Origin of the sequence: Rhodopseudomonas palustris BisB18, assembly GCF_000013745.1 — a bacterium.
Lineage (GTDB): Bacteria > Pseudomonadota > Alphaproteobacteria > Rhizobiales > Xanthobacteraceae > Rhodopseudomonas_A > Rhodopseudomonas_A palustris_F.
In genome coordinates, this window is the sequence record NC_007925.1 from 2,280,519 (window position 1) to 2,293,211 (window position 12,693).

The 12,693-nt window shown below is 65.2% G+C and carries 10 protein-coding genes; 7 read left to right on the forward strand and 3 right to left on the reverse strand.

Translation table 11 applies throughout. From position 1 onward, the window contains the following. Positions 1-49: 49 nt before the first annotated feature. A complete protein-coding gene (locus tag RPC_RS10420) occupies positions 50-1,120 on the forward strand; it encodes an AI-2E family transporter (protein ID WP_011472537.1) in 1,071 nt (356 codons plus the stop codon). A gap of 228 nt (positions 1,121-1,348) precedes the next feature. On the opposite strand, the gene RPC_RS10425 is transcribed toward RPC_RS10420, so the two are convergent. Both RPC_RS10425 and RPC_RS10430 read right to left on the reverse strand, forming a co-directional pair. Continuing rightward, positions 1,349-2,548, reverse strand: coding sequence for a DUF2865 domain-containing protein (locus RPC_RS10425; RefSeq protein ID WP_011472538.1), 1,200 nt, complete (start codon positions 2,546-2,548; stop codon positions 1,349-1,351). Positions 2,549-2,660: 112 nt separating this feature from the next. After that, a complete protein-coding gene (locus RPC_RS10430) occupies positions 2,661-2,969 on the reverse strand; it encodes a hypothetical protein (protein ID WP_011472539.1) in 309 nt (102 codons plus the stop codon). 321 nt (positions 2,970-3,290) lie between these two features. Between RPC_RS10430 and cysS the strand changes: the two genes are divergently transcribed. From cysS to RPC_RS10460, 6 genes are all read left to right on the forward strand, one after another. Further along, positions 3,291-4,757, forward strand: a complete 1,467-nt coding sequence (cysS, locus tag RPC_RS10435) for a cysteine--tRNA ligase (protein WP_011472540.1) — start codon at positions 3,291-3,293, stop codon at positions 4,755-4,757. A 315-nt stretch (positions 4,758-5,072) separates the two neighbouring features. Further along, complete coding sequence (locus RPC_RS10440; RefSeq protein ID WP_041802699.1) at positions 5,073-5,585, forward strand: GNAT family N-acetyltransferase; 513 nt, start codon at positions 5,073-5,075, stop codon at positions 5,583-5,585. After that, positions 5,582-7,180 (forward strand): citramalate synthase, encoded by a 1,599-nt coding sequence (gene cimA / locus RPC_RS10445; RefSeq protein ID WP_011472543.1) that lies wholly within the window; start codon positions 5,582-5,584, stop codon positions 7,178-7,180. Before RPC_RS10440 ends, cimA begins: the two co-directional genes overlap by 4 nt. 300 nt (positions 7,181-7,480) lie before the next feature. Continuing rightward, the gene (locus RPC_RS10450) at positions 7,481-9,025 is read left to right on the forward strand and encodes an acetolactate synthase large subunit (protein WP_041801640.1); all 1,545 of its coding nucleotides are present in this window, start codon (positions 7,481-7,483) and stop codon (positions 9,023-9,025) included. A gap of 10 nt (positions 9,026-9,035) precedes the next feature. Next, positions 9,036-10,451 (forward strand): FAD-binding oxidoreductase, encoded by a 1,416-nt coding sequence (locus RPC_RS10455; protein ID WP_011472545.1) that lies wholly within the window; start codon positions 9,036-9,038, stop codon positions 10,449-10,451. 185 nt (positions 10,452-10,636) lie between these two features. Next, entirely contained in the window at positions 10,637-11,677 is a 1,041-nt protein-coding gene (locus tag RPC_RS10460; RefSeq protein ID WP_011471442.1) for an IS110 family transposase, read from the forward strand. A gap of 348 nt (positions 11,678-12,025) precedes the next feature. On the opposite strand, the gene RPC_RS10465 is transcribed toward RPC_RS10460, so the two are convergent. Beyond that, the gene (locus RPC_RS10465) at positions 12,026-12,631 is read right to left on the reverse strand and encodes a TIGR00730 family Rossman fold protein (protein ID WP_041801641.1); all 606 of its coding nucleotides are present in this window, start codon (positions 12,629-12,631) and stop codon (positions 12,026-12,028) included. Positions 12,632-12,693 lie beyond the last annotated feature (62 nt).

A 12,693-nucleotide genomic window follows, 5' to 3' on the forward strand; every position in this document is an offset into this window, starting at 1 on the left:
GTCGCGGCAAGACAAGCCATCGTCGATCGATGACCTGACAGGATCCCGTATGCGACGTTCCATTGAGGACAAGTCCTTCCTGCTGTTGGTGGTGGTGATCTCGCTGGCGTTCGGCTGGATCCTGTGGCCGTTCTACGGCGCCATCCTGTGGGGCGTCGTCATCGCGGTGGTGTTCGCGCCGCTGTCGCGTCGGCTCGCCGCGCTGATGCCGCAGCGGCCGACCCTTGCGGCGCTGATCACGCTGTTGATCATCGTCTTCATCGTCATCCTGCCGTTGACGCTGGTGGTGGCGTCCTTGGCGCAGGAGGCCGCCAGCGTCTACGAGAAGATCCAGTCGAAGGATCTCGACTTGGTGCGGTCGTTTCAGGAAGTGCTGAACGTGCTGCCGAGCTGGGCGACCTCGCTGCTCGAGCGCTATGGCCTCGCCAGCCTCGGCGCGGTGCAGGACAAGTTGTCTGCGGGGCTGTTGAAGGGCAGCCAGTTCATTGCCACCCAGGCGCTCAACGTCGGTCAGAGCACTTTCGACTTCGTGCTCGAACTCTTCATCATGATCTATCTGCTGTTCTTCCTGCTGCGCGACGAGGCCGCGCTGTCGCGGCGGATCCGGACCGCGATTCCGCTGCGACCCGAGCAACAGAAGGCGCTGCTGAACAAATTCACCGTCGTGGTCCGCGCCATGATCAAGGGCAACATGCTGGTGGCGCTGCTGCAGGGCGCGCTCGGCGGGCTGATGTTCTGGTTTCTCGGCATCAGCGCCTCGCTGCTGTGGGCGGTGCTGATGGCGTTCCTGTCGCTGCTGCCGGCGGTCGGCGCCGGGCTGATCTGGGGGCCGGTGGCGATCTATCTCTTGGCGATCGGCTCGATCTGGAAGGGCGTGCTGCTGATCGCTTACGGCGCGTTGGTGATCGGCCTGGTCGATAACATCTTGCGGCCGATCCTGGTCGGCAAGGACACCAAGATGCCGGATTACATCGTGCTGATCTCGACCCTGGGCGGCATCGAGGTGTTCGGCATCAACGGCTTCGTCATCGGGCCGGTGATCGCGGCCTTGTTCATCGCGGTGTGGGACATTTTTTCGGCGTCACGGCAACAGGATGCGCAGCCGGCGCTGGAGCCGTGATCACGACGCAGGGCATCGCTTGATAGCTATGGCGAGGATCTGAGCCCCGAGACTGCCCCGGGGGCTGATCAGACCTTTGTGTCCCGGGCGCGGCGCAGCGCGAAGCGCTGCTTCGCAGACCCGGGACCGTTCCAAGCGCTGCGTTCCGTAACGGCCCCGGCTCTGCAGCGCACAACGCCGCTTGCGCGGCGCATTGCGCTGCGTCCGGGGCACGCTGCCGTCAATTCTCTATCGCGCCGGGATGAAGGTCGGGCCGACCGAGCGGATCTTGTTGCCGCTGGCATCGGTGGTTGCATCCGCCGCCGGCGCCGGGGCCGCGCTGGGTGCAGCCGCGGGGGTGGCGGCGCCTTTCTTCTGCGCGGCCGATGCCGGCTTCGCCAGCGGCTGCGACATCTTCTTGGCGCGCTCCTCGGTGACGAAGATATCGCCTTGTTCGACCGAGCCCTTGTCGTCGATGCTCTTCAAGGCGTCGGCCCAGGTCTGGCCGGCGGCCTTGCAGGCGCAAGACGGGTTGAATTCCTGGCGATAGCGGAACGCGTTCGGCGACGAGGCATAGGGCTGGCCGTTGATCGACACCGCCTGGTTCATGTCCTCGCCGGGATTGCGATAGGTGAACAGCGTGGCTTCCGCGGCCGGGCAGAGGTTCTTGCAGGACCTTTCGTCGTCGGGAAACCGGCCCGGCACGGTGGCGAACGAGATCGGAAAATAGAAGCCGTCGCAGCTGCGCACGCAGACGGTGCGATAGGTGCCGGATTGCGGCCCGAGATCGGCCGGGACGGGGACGCCGCCGGGATTGTCGTTACCGCCCGGGTTGTTGTTGTTGCCGAACAGATTGTCGAGGAAATTGCCGCCGTTGCGCGCCGCGGCGGCGTATTGCGGGCCGCAATTGTTCTGCGCCAGCGCCAGCAGCACCGAACGGCGCTGATTGTCGCGCTCCGAAGTGCCGGCGCCGCCCATCCGCAGCCGCTCCAGGCTGATGGTGATCTGGTCCAGATTGCCGCGCATCTGCTGGATCTGGTTGTTGATCGGGCCGCATTGCGCGGATTGGTTGTTGAACAGCGAGAAGAATCCCGAGCTGTCGCAGCCCATCCGCTTGGCCTGGGTGGTGACGCGGTCGAGTTCGCCTTGCTGCCTGGCGGCGGAATCCTCGAAGCGGCGAATCTGCTCGGCCTTGGCCTGATCGCCGTTGCCGCCGCGGTCGACGTTGGCCAATTGCGCTTCCAGCCGCTGGCACATCGGATTGGTCGCGGCGCCGCCCTGCGGGTTTTGCCCGGGCGGATAGCTCTGCGGATAGCCCTGTTGGGGAGGCGGCGCGGATGCAGGCGGATAGCCCTGCGCCGCGGCTTCGAAGCTGAGGGCACCAAGGCCCAACAACGCGGCGCCGGCCAAAATCCGGCGGATCGGGGATCGCATCAAGGTCTCAACCATTTTTCAGCGGCAGGCGCGACCCGTCTAGCCGCTTCTGGCGGCACCGTCACGTCGTTTCCGAGGCGCCGGTGTGGCAAGTGGAAGCATCGGCAAATCTCGGTCGGACGCTGCGTCACCGGGTGCAGGTGATGGCGAGGAATTCGTTGCAGGCGCCGTGCGCGCAGCTGTTGCCGACCGAGGCGGGCACGGTGCCGGTGATTTCGTCGGCTTCGATCTGCCGATACGACGTCGCGGCGGCGAAATCCCGCGACTGGCAATACGACTGCGCGGCGGAAGCGCCGCATTTCTCGCCCTTGGCGAGGCATTGGTCGATGCCGTAGCCGTCGGAATGGTTGGGGACGATGAAGACGCGGCTGTCGGCGAGAGCGGCGGAGGCCGACAGCAGCGAGGCCGCCACCAGCAATGCGGAAATCGATTTCATAACGCACCAATGAATGAGAGAAAAACTCCCATTCTCGTTAGACCCGAAGGGTTAAGAATCATTAACCATGGCCGTTCGGTCAGGCGACAGCGGGTTAGGACCCGATCATGGCCGAAATCGGTCGGTTCCGGGAAGTTGGCGCCGCCTCCGACGCTCGGCGGGCTTGACGCGATTCGCCGGCTGTTCCATGGTGCCGAAATGAACGGTCTTTTCTCGATTTGTGGCCTTTGCCGCGAGATTATTAGCTAGCTCACCGCTGGCTGAGGCCGTCTTTTCTCACATGAGATCACTGGACGCCCGGCCGCAAGGGACGGGATATCCATGGCTTTGCGCCTTTACGATACGCTGACCAAGGAGAAGCGCGACTTCGCGCCGCTCGATCCGTCGAACGTGCGGATGTATGTCTGCGGCCCGACGGTCTACGACTTCGCCCATATCGGCAATGCCCGGCCGGTGATCGTGTTCGACGTGCTGTTCCGGCTGCTGCGGCATCTCTACGGGCCGGATCACGTCAAATACGTCCGCAACATCACCGACGTCGACGACAAGATCAACGACCGCGCCACGCGCGACTTCCCCGGCCTGCCGCTGAACGAGGCGATCCGCAAGGTCACCGAACAGACCGAAAAGCAATTCCACGACGACGTCGACGCGCTGGGCTGCCTGCGGCCGACGATCGAACCCCGCGCGACCGAGCATATCGGCGAGATGCGCAGCATCATCGACCGGCTGGTCGAGGGCGGCTTCGCCTACGTCGCCGAGGACCACGTGCTGTTCTCGCCGCAGGCGATGAACGCCGCGGACGGCATTCTGCCGCGCTACGGGTCGCTCGCCAATCGCTCGCTCGACGAGATGATCGCCGGCGCCCGGGTCGATGTCGCGCCGTATAAGCGCGACGTCACCGATTTCGTGCTGTGGAAGCCGTCGAAGCCGGGCGAGCCGTCCTGGCCGTCGCCGGCCGGCATCGCCACGCAGGGAAGGCCCGGCTGGCACATCGAATGCTCGGCGATGGCTTGGAAGCACCTCGGCGAGAAATTCGACATCCATGGCGGCGGCATCGATCTGGTGTTTCCGCATCACGAGAACGAGGTCGCGCAAAGCTGCTGCGCCTTCCACACCGACCGCATGGCGACCACCTGGATGCACAACGGCTTCCTGCAGGTCGAAGGCGAGAAGATGTCGAAGAGCCTCGGGAATTTTTTGACTATCTCAGATCAGCGGGATCAGTGGGGACCGGCGGTGCTTCGGCTCAACATGCTGAAGACCCATTACCGGCAGCCGATAGACTGGACCCAGCACAATCTGAGTGAGACTGGCCGCGAGCTTGACCGTTGGTTCGAATTTCTGGAGTCGGCTTCGGGCGGCGATCCGAACGATGCGAACGACGTTATGTCTGCATTGGCCGACGACCTGAATACTTCGGCTGCTATCACCGCGCTGCGCGTTCAATTCAAGAACAAGAATTCCGCAGCTTTGCGGTCCGGCCTTGATTTGCTAGGAATTCCCATCGGTCGAGAGTTTATTCAAGGGCGTAAACACGTTCGATTGTACGCTGAGGGTGCCTTCGTTGCGGCTGGTGGCGGGACAGCGACGTTTAGCACCGCCTCCAGTTCTGTGGAGCGATCAGATATTCAGCAGTTGATTGACGCCCGCGCCGCCGCCCGTGCGCGCAAAGACTTCAAGGAATCCGACCGCATCCGCGACCAACTCGCCGCGATGGGCGTCGTGCTGAAGGACGGCAAGGACGCCGACGGCAAACCCACCACCACCTGGGAGATCGCGCGATGACTCGCCCCGAGCACATCGTCATTCCGGGGCGCGAGCGCGCTCGCGCGAGCGAGCCCGGAATCCATAACCCCCGCCGGGAGTATGGATTCCGGGCCTGCGCAACCCGGCGTCGGCTGACGCCGACTGGGGCCGCGCATCCCGGAATGACGCCGGGTGGATTCTCCGCACCGACAAGATCAGCATGGGAGACCCTGCGATGAGCAAGCCCGACACGCCGTTTCCAAAGCACTGGCTGTACTACATCGCCATCAAGGTCGGATTGCTCGCCGGCGCCATCGCGCTGGTGCTGAAACTCTACGGATTCTGGTGAGCGAGATGGGACAAGCCATGCCACGGCCGGCGCTACGGCCGTTCCTGCCGGCCGACACCGCCGTGCTCTCCGCGATCTTCGCCGCCAGCGTCGAGGAATTGACCGCCGAGGACTACAACGAGGCGCAGCAGCAGGCCTGGATCGCTGCCGTCGACGACGAAGCGGCGTTCGGCGAACGTTTGGGCTCGCAGCTGACGCTGATCGCGACGCTGCAGAGTTCGCCGGTCGGCTTCGCCTCGCTGAAGGGCGCCGACCTGATCGACCTGTTGTACGTGCATCCCAGCGCCGCCTTGCAGGGCGTAGCGTCGCTGTTGTGCGAGGCGCTGGAAAAGCTCGCCGCCGCCCGCGGCGCCAAGCTTCTCACCGTCGAGGCCAGCGACAATGCCGAGCCGTTCTTCGCCAAGCGCGGCTATGTCGCGACGCAACGCAACACCGTGACGCTGAACGGCGAATGGCTCGCCAACACCACCATGCAGAAAAATCTGGCCGACGCCGCGGCCGCAGGAGCCAAGTCATGAGCCGCGAACGCCTCTATCTGTTCGATACCACGCTGCGCGACGGCGCGCAGACCAACGGCGTCGATTTCACCCTGCACGACAAGCGGCTGATCGCCGCGATGCTCGACGATCTCGGCATCGATTACGTCGAGGGTGGCTATCCGGGCGCCAATCCGAGCGACACCGAGTTTTTCGCGACCGATCCGGCCCTGAAATCCGCGACCTTCACCGCCTTCGGCATGACGCGGCGGCCCGGCCGTTCGGCGTCCAACGATCCCGGCATCGCGGCGCTGCTCGAAGCCAAGGCCGACGCGATCTGCTTCGTGGCAAAGTCCTCGGCCTATCAGGTCCGCGTCGCGCTCGGCACCACCAACGAGGAAAACCTCGCCTCGATCCGCGACAGCGTCGGCGCCGCCAAGGCCCGTGGCCGCGAGGTGCTGGTCGATTGCGAACACTTCTTCGATGGTTACAAAGAGGATCCGCAATTCGCGCTGTCCTGCGCCAAGGCCGCCTATGACGCCGGCGCGCGCTGGGTGGTGTTGTGCGACACCAATGGCGGCACCATGCCGCACGAGATCGAGGCGATCGTCGGCCAAGTGGTCAAACAGATCCCCGGCAGCCATGTCGGCATCCACGCCCATAACGACACCGAGCAGGCGGTGGCCTGTTCGCTGGCCGCGGTGCGCGCCGGCGCGCGGCAGATCCAGGGCACCTTGAACGGGCTCGGCGAGCGCTGCGGCAACGCCAATCTGTGCTCGATGATCCCGACCTTGAAGCTGAAGCCGGAATTCGCCGAGGCCTTCGACATCGGGGTGTCGGAGGACAAACTCGCCACGCTGGTGCAGGTGTCGCGCGCGCTCGACAATATCCTCAATCGTCCGAGCAATCCGCACGCGGCTTATGTCGGCGGCAGCGCCTTCGTCACCAAGACCGGGATCCACGCCTCGGCGGTGATGAAGGATCCGCACACTTATGAGCACGTTTCGCCCGAGACCGTCGGCAATCACCGCAAGGTGCTGGTGTCCGATCAGGCCGGCCGCTCCAACGTGCTGGCGGCGCTGTCGCGCACCACCATTCCGTTCGACAAGGACGATCCGAAGCTGAACCGCTTGGTCGAGGAATTGAAGGAGCGCGAGGCCGCCGGCTATGCCTATGAATCCGCCAACGCCTCGTTCGATCTGTTGGCGCGGCGCACGCTGGGCAAGGTGCCGGAGTTTTTCCGGGTCGAGCAGTTCGACGTCAATGTCGAGCAGCGCTACAATTCGCACGGCAATCGCGTCACCATGGCGATGGCGGTGGTCAAGGTGAATGTCGACGGCGAGGTGCTGATCTCGGCCGCCGACGGCAACGGCCCGGTCAACGCGCTCGATGTTGCGCTGCGCAAGGACCTCGGCAAGTTCCAGAAGTACATCGAGAACCTCAAGCTGATCGATTACCGCGTCCGTATCCTCAATGGCGGAACCGAGGCGGTGACCCGGGTGCTGATCGAGAGCGAGGACGAGCAGGGCGAACGCTGGACCACCATCGGGGTGTCGCCGAATATCATCGACGCCTCGTTCCAGGCGCTGATGGATTCGGTGGTCTACAAGCTGGTGAAGTGCAACGCCCAGGCGTGATGCTTCGCCGACCTTGCCCTGACCGCGCCTTCTCGCAGGTGCGATAAGCGATTTCGTCGCGAGAAATTTACGCCGCGGCCTGCGTTGACTTGAATCAATGCGGTGCGCGTGGCTACACTCTCACACTGCCCGATAACGGCGCTGCGGCTCGAAGTGGCGGCGCGGCTGGGCTTTTGCTCGGCCGCCCGGCTTTCGATCGCTGCGCCGCTTGCCGACTACGACCCCGCCGACTGCTGGACACAGTGTCCGCAACAAAGAGCCGGGGCGATACCATGAGGAGACGTCAGTTTGGGCCACGCCATGAACGGCGCACATTCGGTTGTGCAGACCCTGGTCAATTGCGGCGTTGAAGTCTGCTTCGCCAATCCCGGCACCTCGGAAATGCATTTTGTCGCAGCGCTCGATGCGGTCGGCGGCATGCGGCCGGTGCTGTGCCTGTTCGAAGGCGTGGCGACCGGCGCCGCCGACGGCTACGGCCGGATCGCCGGCAAGCCGGCGGCGACGCTGCTGCACCTCGGCCCCGGCCTCGCCAACGGCCTCGCCAATCTGCACAACGCGCGGCGCGCGGCGAGCCCGATCGTCAATGTGGTCGGCGATCACGCCACCTATCACCTGCAATACGATGCGTTGCTGACCTCGGACATCGCCGGCTTCGCCCGGCCGGTGTCGTCGTGGATTCATCAATCGACCAGCGCCGGCAGTGTCGGCGCAGACGCCACGCGCGCGGTGCAGGCGGCGCGCTCAGCGCCGGGCGGCATCGCCACTTTGATCATGCCGGCCGACGTGGCGTGGAACGAAGCCGCGCTCGCGGCGCACAAGCTCGACGATATTGGCCCCTCGCGGGTTGCCGCTGACAGCATCGAGGCCGTCGCGGCGCTGCTCGGCAACGGCAAGAAATCCGCGCTGCTGATCCGCGGCGATGGCTTGCGCGGCGCCGGCCTCGAGGCCGCCGGGCGCATTCAAGCCAAAACCGGCGCGAGGCTGTTGTGCGACACCTTCGCGCCGCATGGCGAATTCGGCGCCGGCCGGGTGCCGGTCGAGCGCATTCCGTATTTCGCCGAACAGATCGTGATGTTCCTAAAGGATGTCGAGCAACTGATCCTGGTCGGCGCTAAGCCGCCGGTGTCGTTCTTCGCCTATCCCGGCAAGCCGAGCTGGGGCGCGGCGGAGGGCTGCGTCTTCAGTTACTTGGCACAGCCGACCGAGGACTGCGCCCGCGCGCTGCAAGATCTCGCCGACGCGCTGGATGCGCCGGCCGAACCCGCGACGCGCACCCCGCTGGTGCTGCCGGAATTGCCGAAGGGCAAGCTGAACTCGCTCGGCGTGGCGCAAGTGATCGCGCATTACACCCCCGACAACGCGATCTACGCCGACGAATCCGCCACCTCCGGGCTGGCGCTGATGATCCATCTGGCGCGGGCGCGGCCCTATACGCATCTGCCGCTGGCCGGCGGTTCGATCGGGCAGGGACTGCCGCTCGCGGTCGGCGCGGCACTCGCCGCCCCGGACCGCAAGGTGGTGTGCCCCTCCGGCGACGGCGGCGCCGCCTACACGCTGCAGGCGCTGTGGACCATGGCGCGGGAAAATCTCGACGTCACCGTGGTGATCTTCGCCAACCATTCCTACGCGATTTTGAACATCGAGCTGCAGCGGGTCGGCGTCGGCAGCGCCGGTGCCAAGGCGCTGTCGATGCTCGATCTGCACAATCCGGAAATCAACTGGGTGCAGATCGCCTCCGGCCTCGGGGTCGCGGCCAGCCGCGCCACCACGGCAGAAGAATTCACCGCGCAATACGCCGACGCGATGGCGCAGCGCGGACCCCGCCTGATCGAAGCGATGATTTAGGGAGGATCCAATGACCGCGGCCATCGTCACTGCGCTTCGCCACATCGTGGGCGACACCGGCGTGCTGGAGCCCGCCGAACTCGGCAAGCGCTCCGCCGGCGCCTACCGCTTCGACAATCTGCGCGCCGCCGCGCTGGTGCGGCCGGCCAGCACCAAGGAGGTCTCCGACGTGCTGCGCTGGTGCCACGCCCACAACGTCGCCGTCATCACCCAGGGAGGCCTCACCGGGCTGGTGCATGGCGCCGACGCCGGTCCCAACGACGTCATCCTGTCGCTGGAGCGGATGCGCGCCATCGAGGCGATCGATCCGGTGCAGCGCACCGCGACGGTGCAGGCCGGGGTGGTGCTGCAGACTTTGCAGGAGGCGGTCGAGCAGTACGATCTGGCATTTCCGCTCGATCTCGGCGCGCGCGGCAGCGCCACGATCGGCGGCAACGCCGCCACCAATGCCGGCGGCAATCGGGTGATCCGCTACGGCATGACCCGCGACATGGTGCTCGGGCTTGAAGTGGTGCTGGCCGACGGCAGCGTCGTGTCCTCGATGAACCAGCTGATCAAGAACAATGCCGGCTACGATTTGAAGCAATTGTTCATCGGCTCGGAAGGCACGCTCGGCGTCATCACCAAGCTGGTGCTGCGGTTGCGGGAAAAGCCGCTCGCCACCAACATGGCGTTCGTCGGGCTGGACAGTTTCGACGCGGTCGCCAAATTCCTCAAGCATAGCGACCGCGCGCTCGGCGGCACGCTGTCGGCGTTCGAGGTGATGTGGCAGTCGTTCTATCAATTGGTCACCACCGCGCCCGCCAAGGGCCAGCCGCCGATTGCGCAGAATTATCCCTATTATGTGCTGATCGAGAGCCAGGGCGCCGACCATGAACTCGACACCCCGCGGTTCCATGCGGCGATGGAGCAGGCGCTGGAGGCTGGGCTGATCGCCGACGCGGCGATCGCGCAGTCCGAGGCCGATTGCCAGGCGTTCTGGGCGCTGCGCGACGACGTCGGCCAGGTGGTGCAGGGCGGCTTGCCGGTGGTGTTCGACGTCTCGCTGCCGATCGCCGCGATGGAAGCCTATGCGGAGGGCTTGCGCGCGACGCTTGAGGCGGAGATCGGCGATCACCGGCTGTGGATCTTCGGCCATCTCGGCGACGGCAATCTGCACGTCGTGGTGCAGGTCAAGCCGCAGAACTACCTGGCGCTGCGGCCGAAGATCGAGGCTTTGGTGTATCGGCCGCTCGCCGCCTGCCGCGGCTCGGTGTCGGCCGAACACGGCATTGGTCTGGAGAAGAAGCCGTATCTGCATATCAGCCGCAACGCCGCCGAGATCGCGCTGATGCGCACGCTGAAGTCGGCGCTCGATCCCAAGGGCATCCTCAACCCCGGCAAGATTTTCGAGATCGCCCCGGCGGCGCAGCGCGCGTCGGCTTAGACAATTCCAGCCAAGTTAGTGCGCTTGATAAAATGCACGTCGTCATTCCGGGGCGCGAGCAGCTTCGCTGCGAGCGAGCCCGGAATCCATAACCCCTGCAGGGGATATGATGGTGTGGACGGCCCCCTACGGCATCGCTTTGTGCCAGAATGAGGTTGTCGCAAACTCAAACATGGGAGCCGTCCATGGAGCAGATTATCCGCATTGGGATGGATACGTCGAAGCATTTTTTCCAGCTGCACGGGGTCGATGCCGCCGAGAAGCCGGTGCTGCGCAAGAAGCTGCGGCGCAAGGAGATGCTGGCGTTCTTCGCCAAGCTGCCGCCGACGCCGATCGGGATCGAGGCCTGCGGTGCGGCGCACTACCTGGCGCGGGAGCTGGGCAAACTCGGCCACGTGGTGAAGCTGTTGGCGCCGCAGCACGTCAAGCCTTACGTCAAGCGCAACAAGAACGACGGGCGCGACGCCGAGGCGTTGTGCGAGGCGATGAGCCGGCCGACGATGGAGTTCGTGCCGGTGAAGACCGCGGAGCAGCAGGCGGCGCTGATGCTGATGGGACTGCGGCAGCAGCTGATCGCAAGGCGTACCCAGCTGAGCAATGCGATTCGCGGTTATGCCGCGGAATTCGGCCTGATCTCGCCGAGAGGTCTCGACAAAATCGAGCCGCTGCTGTTGCGGATCGCGCAGGACGACACCGTGCCGACGCTGGCGCGCGAGCTGTTCGCGCTGCAGGGCCAGGACTACGCGCGACTGCAGAATGAGCTGAAGGTGATCGACGCCAAGCTGTTGGCCTGGCATCGCGCCGACGCCTGCAGCCGGCGGCTGGCGCAGATTCCCGGAGTAGGACCGATCGGCGCCAGTGCGCTGGTGATGAAAACGCCGGTGCCGCAGACCTTCGCCTCGGCCAGGGCCTTTGCGGCCTGGCTCGGCTTGACGCCGAAGGATCATTCCACCGCCGGCAAGCTTCGGCTCGGCACCATCACCCGCGCCGGCGATGAACTGCTACGCAGCCTGTTGGTGGCGGGAGCGACCGCGGTGATCCAGCAGGTGCGCCGTGGCCGCGGCCGGGCGTCGCCGTGGTTGCTGGCGCTGCTGGCGCGCAAGCCGCCCAAGCTCGCGGCGGTAGCGCTCGCCAACAAGATCGCCCGGATCGCCTGGAAGCTGATGCTGACCGGAGAAAATTACGACGGCGCGCGGATGCTGAACGCATCGCCGCACGCCGCCTGAGAGATCGGCCGGCAGGCATTCGCCCGCCGGCCGGGCCGGAGCTGCAAGAGGAGACAGATGGCGCGATCGATCGATCCGAGAGGCGAGACAGTCCGTGGAATCCATTGGCACGTAAAGGTCGTGACTATGTGTGGAGCTCGCGTCGCGGAAACCATCTTGGCCAGCGGTCCAAAGCGACCGCATCAACAGGCCGGACATATGGATGCAAGCGATCCGATCCGACATCAAAAACTCTTGTGGCTCGGGGGCCGTCCACATATGGATTCCGGACTTGCTCGTTCTTACGAACTCGCAATCCGGAATGACGGCTTGGTTTTGGTCGGACGCCTCCAACCAGCGAACAGTGTCCTAAAACCGCTCGGCGATTTCCGGCACCACGGCTTCGGCCTCGGCCGGCGTTGCGGCGGCGGCAGCGTGCAGCATCGGCAGGATCCGCTCCACGGCATCGGCCTGCAGCAGCTCGACGGAGAGATTCTTCCGGATGAAGGCGGTGTCGCGCATATGGTCGAGCAGCGCCAGCAGCGGCTCCCAGAAGCCGTCGATATTGGCGATCAGGATCGGTTTCTTGTGGCGGCCGAGCTGCTGCCAGGTCAATTGCTCGACCAGTTCCTCCAGCGTGCCGATGCCGCCCGGCAGCGCCACGAAGGCGTCGGAGCGTTCGAACATCAGCCGCTTGCGCTCGTGCATGTCGTCGGTGACGATCAGTTCCTGCACGCGCTCGAGCATGTGCTCCTTCTTGGTCAGGAAGCTTGGAATGATGCCGGTGACGGTTCCGCCGTGGTCGAGCGCGGCCTTCGCCACCGCGCCCATCAGGCCGATCGAGCCGCCGCCATAGACCAGGCCGACGTTGTTCAGCGCCAGCTGTCGGCCGAACGCGATGGCCGCCTCGATGAACCGCGGATTGCTGCCGGCCCCGGAGCCGCAATAGACACAGACCGTTTTGATGTCGCCCATGCGGGCGATGTGGCACCGCAAGACCACATCGTCAAGACATCGACCGGCCGTGTCGCGCCGCG